At 62.5% G+C, this 14,813-nt stretch carries 20 protein-coding genes; all 20 read right to left on the bottom strand.

Annotation, left to right across the window (positions count from 1 at the left end; all coding sequences use genetic code 11):
- Positions 1 to 10: 10 nt before the first annotated feature.
- A complete protein-coding gene (locus AC05QJ_RS08595; protein ID WP_476746447.1) occupies positions 11 to 1,177 on the bottom strand; it encodes a phage tail sheath subtilisin-like domain-containing protein in 1,167 nt (388 codons plus the stop codon).
- A gap of 82 nt (positions 1,178 to 1,259) precedes the next feature.
- On the bottom strand, positions 1,260 to 1,676 hold the full coding sequence (locus tag AC05QJ_RS08590; protein ID WP_476746446.1) for a tail fiber assembly protein: 417 nt from the start codon (positions 1,674 to 1,676) through the stop codon (positions 1,260 to 1,262).
- A gap of 9 nt (positions 1,677 to 1,685) precedes the next feature.
- Positions 1,686 to 2,993: a phage tail protein gene (locus AC05QJ_RS08585; protein WP_476746445.1), complete on the bottom strand. Its 1,308-nt coding sequence runs from the start codon at positions 2,991 to 2,993 to the stop codon at positions 1,686 to 1,688.
- A complete protein-coding gene (locus tag AC05QJ_RS08580; RefSeq protein ID WP_476746444.1) occupies positions 2,990 to 3,595 on the bottom strand; it encodes a phage tail protein I in 606 nt (201 codons plus the stop codon). The genes AC05QJ_RS08585 and AC05QJ_RS08580 overlap by 4 nt, the downstream gene beginning before the upstream one ends.
- Positions 3,595 to 4,473: a baseplate assembly protein gene (locus AC05QJ_RS08575; RefSeq protein ID WP_476746443.1), complete on the bottom strand. Its 879-nt coding sequence runs from the start codon at positions 4,471 to 4,473 to the stop codon at positions 3,595 to 3,597. The genes AC05QJ_RS08580 and AC05QJ_RS08575 overlap by 1 nt, the downstream gene beginning before the upstream one ends.
- Positions 4,470 to 4,796, bottom strand: a complete 327-nt coding sequence (locus AC05QJ_RS08570; RefSeq protein ID WP_476746442.1) for a GPW/gp25 family protein — start codon at positions 4,794 to 4,796, stop codon at positions 4,470 to 4,472. Before AC05QJ_RS08570 ends, AC05QJ_RS08575 begins: the two co-directional genes overlap by 4 nt.
- A gap of 3 nt (positions 4,797 to 4,799) precedes the next feature.
- Complete coding sequence (locus tag AC05QJ_RS08565; RefSeq protein WP_476746441.1) at positions 4,800 to 5,006, bottom strand: hypothetical protein; 207 nt, start codon at positions 5,004 to 5,006, stop codon at positions 4,800 to 4,802.
- A gap of 57 nt (positions 5,007 to 5,063) precedes the next feature.
- The gene (locus tag AC05QJ_RS08560; RefSeq protein ID WP_476746440.1) at positions 5,064 to 5,624 is read right to left on the bottom strand and encodes a phage baseplate assembly protein V; all 561 of its coding nucleotides are present in this window, start codon (positions 5,622 to 5,624) and stop codon (positions 5,064 to 5,066) included.
- Positions 5,621 to 6,151: a hypothetical protein gene (locus tag AC05QJ_RS08555; protein WP_476746439.1), complete on the bottom strand. Its 531-nt coding sequence runs from the start codon at positions 6,149 to 6,151 to the stop codon at positions 5,621 to 5,623. The genes AC05QJ_RS08560 and AC05QJ_RS08555 overlap by 4 nt, the downstream gene beginning before the upstream one ends.
- A gap of 1 nt (position 6,152) precedes the next feature.
- Positions 6,153 to 6,797 (bottom strand): hypothetical protein, encoded by a 645-nt coding sequence (locus tag AC05QJ_RS08550; protein WP_476746438.1) that lies wholly within the window; start codon positions 6,795 to 6,797, stop codon positions 6,153 to 6,155.
- Positions 6,794 to 7,120, bottom strand: coding sequence for a head-tail joining protein (locus AC05QJ_RS08545; RefSeq protein ID WP_476746437.1), 327 nt, complete (start codon positions 7,118 to 7,120; stop codon positions 6,794 to 6,796). The genes AC05QJ_RS08550 and AC05QJ_RS08545 overlap by 4 nt, the downstream gene beginning before the upstream one ends.
- Positions 7,117 to 7,299, bottom strand: a complete 183-nt coding sequence (locus tag AC05QJ_RS08540; protein ID WP_476746436.1) for a hypothetical protein — start codon at positions 7,297 to 7,299, stop codon at positions 7,117 to 7,119. The genes AC05QJ_RS08545 and AC05QJ_RS08540 overlap by 4 nt, the downstream gene beginning before the upstream one ends.
- Before the next feature lies 1 nt (position 7,300).
- Entirely contained in the window at positions 7,301 to 8,332 is a 1,032-nt protein-coding gene (locus AC05QJ_RS08535) for a major capsid protein (RefSeq protein ID WP_476746435.1), read from the bottom strand.
- Between the two features lie 11 nt (positions 8,333 to 8,343).
- Positions 8,344 to 8,694, bottom strand: a complete 351-nt coding sequence (locus AC05QJ_RS08530) for a head decoration protein (RefSeq protein ID WP_476746434.1) — start codon at positions 8,692 to 8,694, stop codon at positions 8,344 to 8,346.
- An 11-nt stretch (positions 8,695 to 8,705) separates the two neighbouring features.
- A complete protein-coding gene (locus AC05QJ_RS08525) occupies positions 8,706 to 9,926 on the bottom strand; it encodes a S49 family peptidase (protein WP_476746433.1) in 1,221 nt (406 codons plus the stop codon).
- A gap of 2 nt (positions 9,927 to 9,928) precedes the next feature.
- Positions 9,929 to 11,536, bottom strand: a complete 1,608-nt coding sequence (locus tag AC05QJ_RS08520) for a phage portal protein (RefSeq protein WP_476746432.1) — start codon at positions 11,534 to 11,536, stop codon at positions 9,929 to 9,931.
- A 2-nt stretch (positions 11,537 to 11,538) separates the two neighbouring features.
- Positions 11,539 to 11,754 (bottom strand): hypothetical protein, encoded by a 216-nt coding sequence (locus tag AC05QJ_RS08515; RefSeq protein WP_476746431.1) that lies wholly within the window; start codon positions 11,752 to 11,754, stop codon positions 11,539 to 11,541.
- Positions 11,755 to 11,766: 12 nt separating this feature from the next.
- Positions 11,767 to 13,653, bottom strand: a complete 1,887-nt coding sequence (locus AC05QJ_RS08510; protein ID WP_476746430.1) for a phage terminase large subunit family protein — start codon at positions 13,651 to 13,653, stop codon at positions 11,767 to 11,769.
- A 43-nt stretch (positions 13,654 to 13,696) separates the two neighbouring features.
- On the bottom strand, positions 13,697 to 14,221 hold the full coding sequence (locus AC05QJ_RS08505) for a terminase small subunit (RefSeq protein WP_476746428.1): 525 nt from the start codon (positions 14,219 to 14,221) through the stop codon (positions 13,697 to 13,699).
- A 142-nt stretch (positions 14,222 to 14,363) separates the two neighbouring features.
- Positions 14,364 to 14,711: a phage holin family protein gene (locus AC05QJ_RS08500; RefSeq protein WP_476746427.1), complete on the bottom strand. Its 348-nt coding sequence runs from the start codon at positions 14,709 to 14,711 to the stop codon at positions 14,364 to 14,366.
- Positions 14,712 to 14,813: the final 102 nt, after the last annotated feature.

Genomic DNA, 14,813 nt, shown 5'->3' with positions numbered 1-14,813 from the left:
GTAGGGCTCCTTATGCGTTCTGGTCCAGGACTTCGGTCAGCCACTGGTTGGTGACCTCGACACGGAAGTTGGGGTTTTCAGCGGGCGGGACGTCGGTGAAGCGGATGTTCCAGTACACCTTGCCCTGCTCCAGCTGGCTGGCAGTGTTCAGCTCGGGGTCCGCGTAGACCTCGAAATTGATGATCGCGCCCTGGGCCTTGAGGTCGCGCATGAAGGCTTCCAACCCTTCGGTCACATCCTTGACGTAGGTCGCGGTGATCGAGCGGTCCACCGCCCATTTGTGGCCGTAGAGGATGGCGTCCATGACGATATCCATCGTCCGCACGCGGGTGACGAACGCCCACTTTGGATCGCTGGACAGGGTGCGGTTGCCCCAGAGGCGGTATCCGTCGTCGCGGATAATGGTGGTGATGTTGGCGTTGTTGAGCAGGTTCGCCCGGCAGGTTTCGTCACCATCGAGGAACTCCACCGAGCGAGTCGTACCGGTGATGCCGACGAATTCCTTGTTCGACGGCGAAGCCCAGAAGCCGTACTCGTTGTCGGTCCAGGCGAACAGGCCGGCGACCCAGGCCGAGGACGGAGCATCGACGGTGGCATCGGCGCTGGTGTCCCAGTACTGAACACCCGGATCCACAAGAAACGCACGCTTTGCGCCGTAGTTCTCGGCATAGGCCAGCGCCGCCTCGTCGGTGGTGCCCGGCCCGTCGAGGATTGCAATGCCGCGCAGCTTGTCGGCCAGCGCCACCAGCGCGGTGCCCACGGCCTGGGTGGCACTGTGCTTCGGCGTCACCAGCAGACGTGGCTGGGCGTTGAAACGGCTCTTGCCGTCCAGCAGGGCCTGCAGGCCGGTGCGCTTGCCGTCAGCCAGCACACCCCCGATGATCGCCGAGGTCTGCTCGGCGGGATCGGCCAGCTTGGCCACACCGCAGGCGACGATGACTGCCTTAGCGCGGGCATAGATCGCCTGGCAAGCCTTGGTAATGGCCGAGGCCGGACCGAAGGCTGCGACAGCTTCACGCTCGCTGGTGATCAGCACCAGGTCGTTGGCCTTGGCAGTAGCGGTCGGGCCTTCGGTAAAGGTGTCCACCAGGCCGATGATGGACGACGACGGCAGCGCGATAGTGCGTGCGCCGGTGTCGACGTTCGTTACGGTAACGCCGTGGAAAAATCCAGCCATGTTTACTCCAGACATGAAAAGGCCCCGCAAGCAGGGCCGTGTGGTACCGCAGGAAAGAAAACGCCCCGTCAATGCGGGGCGCTCAGGCAAGCCACTCAGGTGGCGACGGGCGATGTTCTATAAGCGGAAAGTCATCACCCGCCGGCCAGTCCCGCAGCTTCTGCCGGAACTGCATAAGCTGCGCGAACTGATCTGTCGTCAGTGTCGTCGGTCGCTGCATATCGAGCTCATCACGGTGGCGGCTGACGATCCACTCGGTGGACTGCAGTTGCACGTCGCGCCAGATCCGCTCGATCGCTGCCAGGGCATCGGCCGTCGGTGGTGGCCGGTCGGCGAGTGCTGGTTTGCCTGCCTCGTCGGTGACAATGACCATTCCGGCCGCGTCTCCAGCCAGCAGCTCGGCATGATGTTCCAGGCTGATCTCGACAACGTCACCGGGCATGTTCGACCCGTTGATTTCTTGTGAGTAAAAACTTTTAGTGGTGGGCGAGTAGAACATTTCAGCTCCTCAAAAGCCGATGGCTATCCAGTGCGCTTCTGCGAGCGAAGCCGTGCTGTTAGTGATTGTCAGATTGGACTCACTCAACCCCGTTGCACACGACACCCCGGCGCCGGCGCTGCTGGCAACAGCCGCCAGACCTTGCGTCGGGAACGTTACCGGCAGTGTCACGCTTGTCGTCGCAAATGTGCCGTCACTCAAAAAGCCAGACGCCAAGCCGGCCTGAATAATCAGTCCACTTGGATGCTTCCAATACCTGCTGACGCCCCCTTGGGAACTAGCAAACATTGGAGAGAACGGCAGCACGCCGTCACCACTCTTTGCAATCCATGTTGTGCTGTGCTCAAGGACGAATGTCACAAACGTACCAGCGGCCAGCACAAAACTCTGGAAGTTGCCGCCGCCGGTGTTCATTACCGTGCCGGTGCTCGACACTACGGTGATTTTAGATCCACCCCAGTTGAACAAGGTCACCCCGGCACCGTCGGGCAGCCCCGCTACCGGCGGGAGCTGGACGCTTCCCGCATAGTTGAGCATCACCAGTTTGCCAACGTCGGCGGCGGACAGGTCTGTTGATGAGCTGTACGTAACGCGCCCAGCCAGACTACCCAAGGCGGCGCGAACGAATTCTGTCGTAGGAATCAACTTCGAGCTGTCGAACTTCGCAGGTGTTGGAGCCCGAGGAGTACCCGTAAAAGTCGGGCTGTCCTTGGGCGCGCCATCAGTGATGCCGTAACCGCCCAGAGTCGTCGGGTTCGACCCCTCCTGGACGATGCCCCGGTCGTTGATTGTGACCTTTGTGTATATGCCGGGTTGTTTGTTTTTCGGCAGTACGCTCAGGATCGTCGAGTCAACGTACTCCCGCGTTGCAAGCACGACAGCCGGGTCGATTTTCAACTGCACGTTGGCTGTGCTGGTGACGATGATGTTGAGTCGCACCACTTGCGTCTTGCCAGTGCCCTGGGTCAGCAATGGCTTGAAGCTCGGCGCGCAGTTGGCCACCGCAACCAGGTCGCCGGCGGCGTCGTAGAGTCCGATCTCGCGAATCCACCACCCCCCTACGTCAGGCGGGATGACTTGCTCTGCAATGATGATGCTAGCGTTGGCCGGATCGACTTTCACTGTGTTGAGCAGCGCCCGGCGGCGCTCGTTGATGAGCCGGGTCTGGGTACGATCAGGAATGGGCTCGGCGCCGTTGGCATCTCCGACGCCCATCTGCGCGAAGGTCCAGGGCACGCCCAAGGCGTTCGCGTTGGCCTGCTTGGCCTCCCCCACTGCAGTGAGGATCGCGAAGAACTGGCTGTTCTGGTCAGTCATGAGTAAACGTCCAGGATTTCGATTTGATGGTCACGGCCGATGAAGCCGTGGTTGCCGCGTACCTCGATGTCTCGCAGGATCGGCGGGTAGATGTCGATTTCGTCACCCTCGTCCAGGCTCACACCCAAACGCAGGTAGCCCTTGGTGTCGAGTGCAATGGCCAGGCCGATCATGTGCCGGCTGACGGGCCGGGCATCGTCGATCAGGGCCGTGAGCTCCTCGTAGGTTTCTTCGCTGATACCGCTTTCGGACACGCCAACCTTCAGCGAGAAAGTGCCCGGCACGCCTTGGGGCACGGTCTGCCACCACTCGGCCACTTCGATCAGATACCCGAACGGCTCGACCACCCGGCGCAATGCGCCGATCGTGCCCTTGTGGGCATGGATGTAGAACGACGAGCGAATCACAGACCGCTTGACTGCCTCAGCCCACCGGTCGTCCCAGCGGTCGACTGACCATGCCCAGGCCAGCAGGTACAGCAGGCCTGCCGGACAGGTGTCCGGGTTGTAAAGGCGGCGCAGCATGATCGCCAGGTCTTCGTCGGCTGCGACCTCCAGGGCGCGCTCAAGAGGCGTACTGTTGAGTGGGAGCAAGCTACTCATCAGCCACCCCGCTCAACTGAAAATCCGGTGCACCACGCAGCTTGCGACTTGCTCGGACGGATATCGGCCCAGCCCGTCAGCTCAACTCTGTTCACCCCCTCTATATGCAGCTGCGCGTCAACCGCCGATCGGGCTACTTCCACACCCAGCCGCCTCCGGGGGTTGATCCACGCGGCTAGCCGCGCCTCGCACTGAGCCAGGACACCTTCGCTTTCCGGGCCGCTGCTCGCCATGAATAGCCTGGCGTTGATTTGATAAGGCAGGATCTCAGCACTCTGCACGATCACGCGGTCGGCCACGGGCCGAACATTGTCATCGTTCAGGTAAGTGGCGACAGTGGACAGCAGTTCGGCAGATGCAGTGCCGTCATCCGCCAAGGCCAGCACAGTCACCTCCACCACCGCCGGCGAGGGGCTTTCCGCGGTGGCGTCAGCCACCAGACCCGAAGCGTTGCGAGCATGCAGGATGTAACTGTTGCGCGGCCCGGCCGTGGTAAGCCCCTCATAGACGAGTTGGATGCGCTCACGCAGAGCGTCGTCTTCTTCAAGCACTTGAGCCACAGGCGGCACCGCAGTCAGATCCTCGGCCTGGACAACCAGGCGCGACAAGCTGACGTTTGCAGCGAGCTGATCCAGGTCAGAGCCCTGCGCGTAAGCCAGCATCAGAGCCTTGGCCGCGTCGTTGATTCGCGAGCGGTTCAACAGCTTGCGATAGGCTCCAACCTCCAGCAGCTTGGTCACCGGATCGCTCTCTAGAGTCGCGCTCCAGTTGTCGCCCATGTGCGTTCGAAAGGTTGCCAGATCAGCCTGGTACAAGTCCTCATAGTCCAGGTCTTCCAGCACTTGCGGTGCCGGCAAAGCCGTCAGGTCAATGCTCATGCGCTTACCTCCAGAATCTGGCTGTCGCCCAGGTACTGCCCCGTGAGCTGCAACGTCACTTGGCCGGCGACCACCGAGAGTACCCGCACGCGCTCAAGCTTCAAGCGCGGCTCCCAACGTCCCAGGGCCCGGGCAACCTCAGCCTGCACTGCGCTCTTCCAGCCCTCGTTGACCGGCAGATCGACGAAACGGCGCAGCTTGCTGCCGTAGTCCGGACGCATACGCCGGCTGCCTAGCGGCGTGCTCAAGATGTCTTCGATGGACTGTCGCAGGTGGGCAATGCCCGCCAACGGCAGCCCGGTACGGCGGTCCATTCCGAGCATCGGTTACTCCAGCGGATCAAGGTCCGGATGCTTGCTGAGATACTCCAGCGCAACGACGTCGCCGGGAGCGGCAGACACCAGCCCTTGCACAACGGAGAGTTGCCGACCATCCGGCAGGATCAGGACGCGGGAGGTGTAGCGGGTGTCGCGGTACCGCGAGGCCGGGCCGGGCTTCGACTGCGCCGACGCGGCGGGTTCTTTGCTCGCCATGGTTGCTCCAGAAATAAAAAAGCCCGCGCAGCGCGGGCCTGTTGAGAGACAGATGAATCAGTGGCGGTGGTTCGGTGTGTTGCCGGCGGTGTCGATGATCCTTGCGCCGCCGTTGATGTCTCCGGTCACCTGCAGCGTGCCATTGACCTGCACGGTACCGGTGAAAGTGATGTTCGTTGCGGTAGCGGTGATCCCGTCATCCGTGACGACCGCAGAGCTGCCACCGACCTGCACCGTTGCGGTGCCCGAGGGCAAGCTGATCGTGTAGCTGTTGGCTTCCCAGTCGTACACCAGCGACCCGCCATCATCGAATCGCCAGACTTCGACATGATCGCGGTTGTCCGGCTGAGCGCCGGCGTTGCCGTACAAGCCGGCCACGAACGTGCCTTGGGCGGGCTCTCCAGACGGACTGATCAGCGCGCCCTGCTCCCCCAGGCTTGGCGCCCTCCAGTGACGAGCCTTGCCGGCTGCCTGACTGTGCCAGCGCACCCAGGCACTGGTCCAGCCTGCGCCGTCGGATACGCGGACCATTGCGGCAGGCAAGTCCACAGCGACCACGCGGCAAGGAATAACCAAGCCAGCGATCATGCGGTCGTGCGCAGCGCTGACCTGGCTCATGTCATCTCCTCGGGCCGCATGTAGCTTCCTTCCTGGTCGCTGCCGACAGACGGATCAAAGCCGAGCAGCAGGCTACCCGGCGGCTGGTTCGGCCACGGCCATTCCTCATCGCCCAGGTAGAGCTCCTGCGTCCACTCAACTACCCACACGACATAGCCGTCCAGCTCCGGCCGAGTGAAGTCCTGCGCGGCACGCACGAACACAGCCGGGCCAACCTCCTGCCCCCAGTGCTGCAGGCGCAGTAGAACGGCGAGCCGGGAAGCGATGAATGCCGCCTGCTGGTAGCAATCGTGCTGTTCGGCACCGACGATGGCCCGGGCTTCGAAACGAGCGACAACCGCAGTCTCACCGGTCCCTTGGTCCTGGCCAGGCTCAAGCTCAGCAAGCTCAAGAAGAACCATCGGCACCGGGACGCTTGTCACGCTGCCAGGCGGGAAGCACACCGCTTCGAGGCCAGGGATGGACTCGCGCACATGATCCTCGATCGCGTGGTACAGCGCGTCGAGGTTGAAGGTTTGATCAGACACGTCAGGCCCCTTTCAGCAGCTTCTGCAGTTCGTAGTTCAGTTCTTGTTCCAGGATCTCCAGCAGCCGTCCGTGAGCCTTGCGGGACCACTCGTCGAAGTGGGGGCGGACGCCCTCAAGGGACAGCATTGCCTTCGCCAGGGGGAAGCGATATCCGCTTTCCGAGGCATATCCAGTGCTCCGGCCACCGAGTCTGCTCTCCGGATAATCCTTGGGATCGAAGTGCTTGCTCGCTGTGCGGATCCAGATATCAGGCGTACCGCCGTAGACGGTCTTGTAGAACGCCCCTTGGTACCGACGCCCCGCTACGGAAACGCCCGTGCGGGTTTGCCGGGCCCGCCCCGCCCGACTGGCTTCGATCGCATTGATACCGAACCACAGCTTGCCGGGGCCTGAAACGCTGACAGGGTATGCCCGGAGGCGCTGCCGGACTGCGGTCTGAGCGATGCGCTGTTGCTGGCTGACCGCCCGGGCGATGTGCGTGCGCATCCAGCGCAAGGTTTTGTTGATCGCCCGACGCTCCGCCAGCGCGAACGCTTTCGGGGCCAGCTCTGTGAAGCGGCTGAAACGCTGCTTGTCAGCGCTGGACACCTGCAGCGTGAGCATCCCGTGGTCGGCTTTGTTCTGGAAGTAGCTGCCTACGCTCATCGCTCCTCCCGCAGAATCAGGTTGACCCATCCGGTACCGTCAGGCTCAAGCTTGACGATGGTGAAGGCACCTCCGCCGTCTTCCGGCGGAAGGTCCACCACCATGCGCTGCTGGACCGCAATGCCCTCGGCATCGACAACCCGAACGGAAAAGGTCGGCTCCCTGACTGAGGTTTTTATCTGGCCGAATTTCGGCTGCAACCAGGGCACAGACATAAATCCTCGCAGCGGCTGTTCACGCCCATCAATCGCCGCGTCGTCTCCCATTACGTCCAACAGCTGCACATCCATTGCAGCCACTTGGTCACGGAAGCCCATGGTCATTCACCGTCGTCTTGGTCATCCTTGGACGGGAGCTGCCCGCGTTTCGCGATCTTGCCCTCGGCAAGCAGCAACTCGGCCAGTTCCTTACTGGGCGGGCTGTAGACCTCACCCTGGCGAATGACCTTGGTTCCGTCCTGGATGCAGCCGTCCACCACCACGTACTCGATCTTTGCGGCCATGTCACACCACCTTCGCGTAGAGGAATGCGTTCGGTTCCAGCATGCCGGCCAGCGCAGCTGCCTGAAGCTTCAACCAGCGCACGCTGGGCTCCGGCGTGACCCAGCTCTTGGGGAAGCGAGCCGCTTCGACTAGGCCGCTCTCGATGGCTTCCAAGTCCTGAATCGCTCCGTAAAGCATGGCGTTGCGGGTATTGCTCGAGCCAAGAATCAAGCCGCCAGCGGGGATAACCGGCTGCTCATCCCCATCGTCGTCCAGATACCACTCGTCGTAGGCGTACAGGTCCACGCCCGGATCGTTGAGGTAGCCAAGGTAGGTGACACCATCTGGCAACTCCTCGGGTTTGATCAGGCCCATGTCGACTCGCCTGCTGTTCAACTGTTTCAGAACGGTTTCGTTGCTTTGGAAGGCGTCCTGCGCCTCGGCGCTCAGCACCGCGACGTTGGCACTCCGGCCGGAATCCTTGGCCACCAGCCGCCGCCACTGCCGCAAATGTGCGATGGGGTCTGAATCACTGGTGTTCCAACGGCCGTTTGCCAGGGTGACTTTGTGGGTGTCTTCCATGAGGAAGTCGATGGTGTCATCAACACCATCGCCAACCACGCGGATGCGCCCGGTGGTCAACGCTTGCGCGCACATCCACTCTTCACGGCGAGTGATCTCACCGTCCAGATCCGTCAAGTCACGACCCAACTGCTCTCCGGCGCGATCGAGCGGGGTCCGCGTGGAGAACGCCGTCTCGCCAGCGCCACGCTTGAGGATCAACTCTGCGCGAGTTTCGCGCTTCGGCTGGATGTAAGGCGGCTTGTAGGTCGAAGAGCTGAAGCCCGTTCGCTGCGAAACACTGCCCGGCAGCGTCGGGTGTACGAACGGCGCCATCTTGCGCTGACCTTTGACGATGTCGATAGTCACCGCCTCGGTACCGAAGGTCACTGGCGCGCCACCGTTGAAGAAAGTGTTCATCAGGAAGCGCCTTGGCAGAGCCATCTGCTCTACCGCTTCCAGCATGGTCAGGGTGTCGAAAATGTCAGTCATGGGGACTCCGGTCAGCGGATGAAAATGGACAGAGGACGCAGGGCGGCCTTTGCAGCAGCGAGGGTCAAGCCCTCGCCCAGGTGAAGTTGGTTGGCCAGTACCTGGCCAGTCAGGCGAATCGGCACAGTCAGTGCGCCACCGGTCGTGTCTGCGTCCTGGTCGAGGATGGCGGTGGGGGCCTCAGAGCCATCGTCGGCAGCGGCCTTGCACAGCCGATACTCTTTGGAAGCACTGACCTGCCCCAGCACTGCGCCGCGCTTCAGGACCTGTCCGGCAGCGATAACGGCGGTGTCCATCACGACAGGAAAATCACCCGCCGAGAGTTGGCTCGGTTGATAGGTGTGACGTTGCGGGTTGCTCATGTTGGTCTCCTTCAGCGGCGTGGGGCGCCGGCTACGATTGCGCTGACAGCGGCCTTGCGCTCGCCTTGCTTGCCGTCAGCGGATGGGGCAGCACCAGTCACGCCTTGAGCGTCACTCTTGATGGATGACAGTGAAATACCGCGATCCTGAGCAGCCTTGAACAGCACGAGTGCCGTGGCCTCAACCGAGCTGCCATCGTTGATCGCCGCCTCGATCTCTTTCTCGAAGCCCTTGCTGGCCAAGGCGTTGATGCCGTTGATGCGCTCGCGCTCGGCAGCCGAGGCCTCAGCACGAACGGCATTGAGATCTGGCTGATCGGCCTGGGCAATCTCGATAGTGTCGGGGTCAGTGCCGGCTGCCAGCGCGGTGCGCAGTTCTGCCGTGGTCTTGACGGTGGTCATGGTGTGTATCCTTGGTGAGTTGATGGCCGGCTTGGCCAGTTCGGTGATCAGGGATTCCAGTGAGCCCAGGCGATGGGCCAGGCCGTGCTGGACGGCGGCGGCGCCGACGCGGATCCCGCCGTGGTCGCCCATCTCGGGCACCTTCTCAGCGGCGACGCCGAGGTTGCGAGCGATCTTGCTTTCGAAGACTTCGCTCATTGCGTCGATGGTTTCGCCAACCTTCGCCCGGCCTTCTTCGGTGCTCATGTCCGGCCGCTTGTTCGGCGCGTTGCGGCTGACAATCTGGTACCTGGTGCGGCCTGTAGCCTTTTCGTTCTCAACGACCGCCTCGACCACAACGCCAATGCTGCCAGCCAGGCTGGCCTCATCGATCACGATCTCGCTGGCCGCCGAGGCGATCCAGTAGGCGGCACTCGCAGCGATTCCGCCTACGTAGGCCACGATCCGCTTGCGCGAGCGTCCGGCGTAGATCATCTCCGCCAGTTCGTTGATGCCAGCAGCAACACCACCAGGACTGTCGATGTTGAGTACGATGGAGCGGACCTTGGGATCATCCAGCGCTCGCTGGATGTCAGTGGCCAGCACCTGCGTACTGGTGGCGCCGCTGATCTCGGTGAACAGGTTGGCGTAACGGAAAATCGGTCCGGTGACTGGCACGATGGCAACGCCATTGCGCAGTGTGACCTTGCGGGTGTCCTCCAGCCGCTCGCCGCGCTTGGTCGCCAGCGCCAGCGGATCGCCCATGCGATCTGCGATGGTCAGCAGGTTGTCCAGGGCGTCGGGCATCATCAGCCATGGCTGCGCGGCAGCCAGCTCAAGAGCGCGAGGCATGTTTACTCCTCTTCGGGTTTGGGTTCAGGCGGGTTTTCCAGTCCACCTTTGGGCAGTGGCTGCAGGTTGTGTTGCCGACGCTGCTCGACTTCGCGTACGCGCTGGCGGAACACCTGCTGCCAGGGCTCGCCGGTCATGGCTGCGGTTTCGAGGGTTTCATTGCTGACCCCGATCTCGATCCGCTTGCCGGCGGCGTTGGCTTCCTTGAGCTCATCGATCGCACCACGGGCCGGACCAATCCAGATCGCTTGGCAGTAAGCCTTGCGCTTCACCGGATCGGCGTACCCGGGAAGGTTGATCAGGCCCCTTGCAACGGCTTCGTCGATCACCAGCTCTCGGCTGGGCTGGCAGAAATCACACGCCAACCACCAGCGGCGCAGGCTGTAGAACCGCCATGCTTGGAGCATGGCTGCGCGAGCGGCGCTGTAACTGCTGCTGTAGTGCAACAGCAGCTCCTCCAGCGGCAGCTCAAGCGCAGCGCCGATCTCTTTCACCACCGCGGTGAAAAACGGGTCGAACTGGGCATTCGGCCGCCCGGGGTTGGCCACCACCGGCTCCTCGCCAACACCCAGGTCAACCACAGCGCCCTCTCCAAGACTGAGCACGCCGTCTGCTGTGTCGTCGCCGCCGGGCTGTTCTTCGCCCAAGGCGGACATCGGGAGGTTGCCGGTCGGGAAATCCGATCCCTTCTTGATGAACACGGTGAACATCGCCGAGATCACCGCTGCCATCAGCTCAGCGCTGCTGTAGCGCTCCAGCTTCTGTAGAGGCTCCAGCACCGGCGCCAGGTAGGGAACACCGCGCTTCTGCCCTGGCCGTTCCTTGTCGGCCATGATGTGCAAGACCCGCCGCCGCCCAGTCTCGGCACCAAAAACCCGGAGCCGCTCCCAGCTCAACGACTTACCTGCGAGGTGCTCACCGGGGTAAGCAGTGCAGACGTGGTACGCGACCGGTGCGCCCAGGTCATCAAACTCCACGCCCTCCACCAGATTGGGACGGTCCAGCCCGTCATTTGGGTTGCCGACGCGGTCACCTTCGATCATCTGCAGTCGGGTGCTGAAGATGCAGCCCGGGCGCTCTTGGTCGGGACTGGCGACGAAAATGTCGCCCGCGACCATTGACGACACCAACACCAGCGCCTGCAGTTGATAGTGGTTGAGCGTGGCCTCAGCGTCGCACTCGCGAGGGTCGTCGGCATACAACGACCAGACCCGATCAAGCTGGGCATTCAAAGTGTCCGCTTCTTCGTCAGTCAGACCCAGTGCAACCTGGTCAACCTGAGCTCGGCAGACCAGCCCCGTGCCCACTACGTTGGTCCGCAGCCGCGTAATTGCAGCGCGGGCCACGAGGTGGTTGCGCATGGCATCCCGCGAGCGGGCCAACAGCATCCGCCGCTCACCGCGATTGAAGTCACGCCGGGGGCTACCCAGCCCCGGGATCCAGCTGGCCATGCTGCGCAGGACTCGGGAGGCACCGCGCCAGCGGGTCTCCACCCCACCGCCACCGCCTTGGGCGACGATCTGCTGATCTCCAGCCGAAACGCGAGCTACCCGGATCGCCTCCCGCATCAGTTGCTCAGCTGCGGACTCAGACTTTCGAAATGGCCACATGCTCAAAGCCCCAGGTAGGAGATACGGTTGCGGCCCCGACGCTGCAGCGCAGCTTGTTCTTCGGCGACTTGGGCGGCGTACTGTTTCTCCAGCAACCGGAGGCTGTTCAACTCGGCCATCTGGACCTCGCGGTCGCCCCGGCGCAGGCGCTGACCGTTCTTCAGGACGGCCGAGATCGACGCCCGTACTTCCGCAAGGCGTTTTTGTGCTTCTGTCATGGTTAACCTCGGTTAGCCGACGCGGCTCCGTGTCCCACGCCCGCGAGAAACCGCACGGCGAGGCACCGGCGCGACCGCCTGCTCAGTGGTGAATAGCGTGGGCTGCAGCTGCTGCTGTTCGAGCTGATCCCACTCGTTGTCGCGCAAGAGGTGGGTCTTGAGGCTCCGAGCCGCATGCAAGGCGTACACCTCGCAGTCAAGGGCTTCGTTGCGACGCCCTGCTTTCTTCTGCCACACCATCTTGCTTGGCTGTCGGGGATGGGGCGCCAGGACCTCGTTGGTGACCTGCTCGTAGTAGTCAGCACGAATCTCGCTGTACCAGTGCATCCGGCCAGGGCCAACTCCGGTCAGCCGCATGCGACCATCGATCAGGGTTTTAGCCTTGTGCGTGCCTACGATGAATACGCGAAGCCCGTACTTGGCCGCCTTCGTGTTGTCCTGGGTGGTGTCGGTCGACTGGGCCGGTTTGGTGAAGATCTCCCGATCGCGGCTGTCGATGGACGCGCCCTTGATCGCCATGATGTTGAAGCGCTGGCGATCTCGAACGTAGGTGTAGACCGCGTCGCTGGTGTTGCCGTCCGAACTGTCGATGCTCACTGCGGAGACCGAAATTTGGCCGCCAGCCTCCGTCGTGATTGGCGTGGAGATGATCTTGTCCAGCTCAGCCCAGACAGGATCGTGGGGGTCAATCGGATTGCCTTCCAGCTCCCCCCAGTACAACCGCCAAGACTCTTCCCCTCTGCCCCAGCCTACGATCACAAGGGCCAGGCGGTCGCCTTGAACGTCCACGCCGACCGTGACCAGCAGCACACCTTTCGGCGCGGTCAGCTCGGCGTAAGGCTCGGCACGCTTCTCCAGCTCATCGGTCTTGGGTGCGTTGCTCTTGTATTCGTAGCATTCGCCCATCTGACTGTTGGTGAACGCGATCATTGGCCCGTGGTTACCGTTCGATGCGGCGTGTTCGGCCTGGAGCTTCTTCTCCATCAGCACTTCAAAACGGGAGCCGTGGAAAGTGGCATACAGCTCATTCAGGATGTAACCAGCGATACCACGGAACTCGGCGGTGGCCTCCCAACGGCCGTGCTGGAGGTTGGCGTTCTTCTGATGGTCGTCCCAGATCTCGCCGCAGTGGGGGCAGGCGTAATACGCCGTTTCCGGCCGACGCTTACCGTATACCTCATGGGAGTAGCTGGGGTCCTCGTCGCAATGCAGGTGCTGGAAGCTCAAGGCATGGGACTGGCCGCAGCCATGGCAGGGCACCAGGCCAATGCGTTTGTCCGAAAGCTCCAGCTCAGCGTCAATCGCTGACAGCCCCTTGATAGTGGGGGTACCACCGATAATGATCTTGGACCGCCTGAACGTTTTGAGCCGTTCCTTGGCTAGCTTGATACTGTCCCCCTGCCCCCGCAGGTTCAGGTTGCAATCGTCTGGCTCCTCCACTGCCACCCGAGGCACCGGGGTCGACTTCACGCTGGATGGGCTATTGGAGCCGACCATCTTGAGGAAGCCACCTGGGAACCGCTTGAAGTCCTGGCGCTGCTGCAGCTTACGGCTGCGAAGGTCGACCTTTTTGCGCAAGCGCTTGGTCGCCGCGATCATCGGCTCCAGCTTTTCAGCGACGTACTGCTTGGCCGCCTCGGCCTTGGGGAACAAAATCAGGATCGGGGACGGATCAAGGTCGATCCACTTGCCGATGGCGTTCCCCATCACACCTGATGTCCAGGCCACCTGGGCGGACTTGCGGCCGACGACCTCGAAGACATTCGGATCGTCCAACGCTTCCAGCGGCCCCCCAGGCCAGACCAGGTGAGGCGTGACATCGAAGCGGTATTTCCCAGGCTTGCCCGCCTCCTCTGTTGAGAGGTAACGGTACTTGGTGGCCCATTCGATGATGCTCATACGTGGTGGCGGCGCCCACTTTCGGCACGCTCGACTGACACCCTTACTCGCCGTCCTCTTCAGAGCCCTCCTCATCGTCCGGCTCGTCAGGATCCCATTCGGGATCATCGTCGTCCTCAGCATACGCGGACAACCTCCTGAGTATTTGTTCGATGGGCTCGCGGATCAGTTGGTCATCGATTGCGACTCCATACTGCGCGGACAAGGTGGCTGCCAATTCATCAGGCAGGGTATTCAGTAGTTCGATCTTCGCGGCGGTGATAACCCCTTCGAAACGTTGCACCATCTCCGCCTCGATCACGACTTCGCCCAGGTCCTTTGCCAACGCCAGCTCTTCGCGGTCGCCGCGAATACGGTCGAGCCGGTCACGGGTGGTTTCCTTCTTGCCGTTGAGCGCAGCTTGGCGCATCAGCCACTCGATCACCGCCTGGGTGTCGTACTGGTTTTCGTTGCCGCGCCCTACGCCGAACTCGATGACGGGCATTCCGTCTTTCTGCCAGCGGCTGAGGGTGCGCTCATCTCGGCCGATGATCTCACCGAGTTCGGCCTTGCTGACGGTCCTTCCCATTACTAAGTCCTTGAAAAGACGGACATCCCTGCACAGTTTCTAGCTGCAGGGAATCCGCGAGTCTGCGCACCCGTGTAGGGGGCGGGCCGGGGGGAGGACCCAGAAAATCCGGGGCCCCGCCCCCACCCCGCCTGCCCACCGGTCACTGCCCGGCCTCGCCATTCCGGGGCGGCACCTCACAGATGCCGATCCGCTTCGCCGCCCAGCGTTCGTACAGGGCGATCACCACATCGGCACCCGCCACCGCCGCGATGCAACCGAACGCCGCCGCTGCCCAGATGGTCATCCCCGCCGAGTAGAGCAGCATGATCGTCGCCATCCCGGTGATGATGCAGGCACCGGAGCGCAATGCGATGCGCCGCACCAGCGCCCAGCCATGCACCCCTGCCTTGTCTGCTCGCCATGCCTCGCCGGACACCCCGCCGACCAGGGCCAGCAAGATCACCACCCAGATGGGCATTTCGATTAACGCTTGTTGTTCGCTGGTCATGCGGATTCCCCAATAAAAAAACCCGGCGCAGTGGCCGGGTTTGCGGTGTGTCGCGGGTCGCTTTGTGCGCCCGCACGTCTCGAAGATGGGTACTTTTTACAG

Source organism: Pseudomonas sp. TUM25319 (genome assembly GCF_056388475.1).
This window is presented reverse-complemented; position numbering and strand designations above follow the sequence as displayed.

What these genes read in the sequence shown, in the direction of transcription:
- AC05QJ_RS08595 (WP_476746447.1), bottom strand. Translation starts at nt 1,177, where the DNA reads ATGGCTGGATTTTTCCACGGCGTTACCGTAACGAACGTCGACACCGGC.
- AC05QJ_RS08590 (WP_476746446.1), bottom strand. Translation starts at nt 1,676, where the DNA reads ATGTTCTACTCGCCCACCACTAAAAGTTTTTACTCACAAGAAATCAAC.
- AC05QJ_RS08585 (WP_476746445.1), bottom strand. Translation starts at nt 2,993, where the DNA reads ATGACTGACCAGAACAGCCAGTTCTTCGCGATCCTCACTGCAGTGGGG.
- AC05QJ_RS08580 (WP_476746444.1), bottom strand. Translation starts at nt 3,595, where the DNA reads ATGAGTAGCTTGCTCCCACTCAACAGTACGCCTCTTGAGCGCGCCCTG.
- AC05QJ_RS08575 (WP_476746443.1), bottom strand. Translation starts at nt 4,473, where the DNA reads ATGAGCATTGACCTGACGGCTTTGCCGGCACCGCAAGTGCTGGAAGAC.
- AC05QJ_RS08570 (WP_476746442.1), bottom strand. Translation starts at nt 4,796, where the DNA reads ATGCTCGGAATGGACCGCCGTACCGGGCTGCCGTTGGCGGGCATTGCC.
- AC05QJ_RS08565 (WP_476746441.1), bottom strand. Translation starts at nt 5,006, where the DNA reads ATGGCGAGCAAAGAACCCGCCGCGTCGGCGCAGTCGAAGCCCGGCCCG.
- AC05QJ_RS08560 (WP_476746440.1), bottom strand. Translation starts at nt 5,624, where the DNA reads ATGAGCCAGGTCAGCGCTGCGCACGACCGCATGATCGCTGGCTTGGTT.
- AC05QJ_RS08550 (WP_476746438.1), bottom strand. Translation starts at nt 6,797, where the DNA reads ATGAGCGTAGGCAGCTACTTCCAGAACAAAGCCGACCACGGGATGCTC.
- AC05QJ_RS08545 (WP_476746437.1), bottom strand. Translation starts at nt 7,120, where the DNA reads ATGACCATGGGCTTCCGTGACCAAGTGGCTGCAATGGATGTGCAGCTG.
- AC05QJ_RS08540 (WP_476746436.1), bottom strand. Translation starts at nt 7,299, where the DNA reads ATGGCCGCAAAGATCGAGTACGTGGTGGTGGACGGCTGCATCCAGGAC.
- AC05QJ_RS08535 (WP_476746435.1), bottom strand. Translation starts at nt 8,332, where the DNA reads ATGACTGACATTTTCGACACCCTGACCATGCTGGAAGCGGTAGAGCAG.
- AC05QJ_RS08530 (WP_476746434.1), bottom strand. Translation starts at nt 8,694, where the DNA reads ATGAGCAACCCGCAACGTCACACCTATCAACCGAGCCAACTCTCGGCG.
- AC05QJ_RS08525 (WP_476746433.1), bottom strand. Translation starts at nt 9,926, where the DNA reads ATGCCTCGCGCTCTTGAGCTGGCTGCCGCGCAGCCATGGCTGATGATG.
- AC05QJ_RS08520 (WP_476746432.1), bottom strand. Translation starts at nt 11,536, where the DNA reads ATGTGGCCATTTCGAAAGTCTGAGTCCGCAGCTGAGCAACTGATGCGG.
- AC05QJ_RS08515 (WP_476746431.1), bottom strand. Translation starts at nt 11,754, where the DNA reads ATGACAGAAGCACAAAAACGCCTTGCGGAAGTACGGGCGTCGATCTCG.
- AC05QJ_RS08510 (WP_476746430.1), bottom strand. Translation starts at nt 13,653, where the DNA reads ATGAGCATCATCGAATGGGCCACCAAGTACCGTTACCTCTCAACAGAG.
- AC05QJ_RS08505 (WP_476746428.1), bottom strand. Translation starts at nt 14,221, where the DNA reads ATGGGAAGGACCGTCAGCAAGGCCGAACTCGGTGAGATCATCGGCCGA.
- AC05QJ_RS08500 (WP_476746427.1), bottom strand. Translation starts at nt 14,711, where the DNA reads ATGACCAGCGAACAACAAGCGTTAATCGAAATGCCCATCTGGGTGGTG.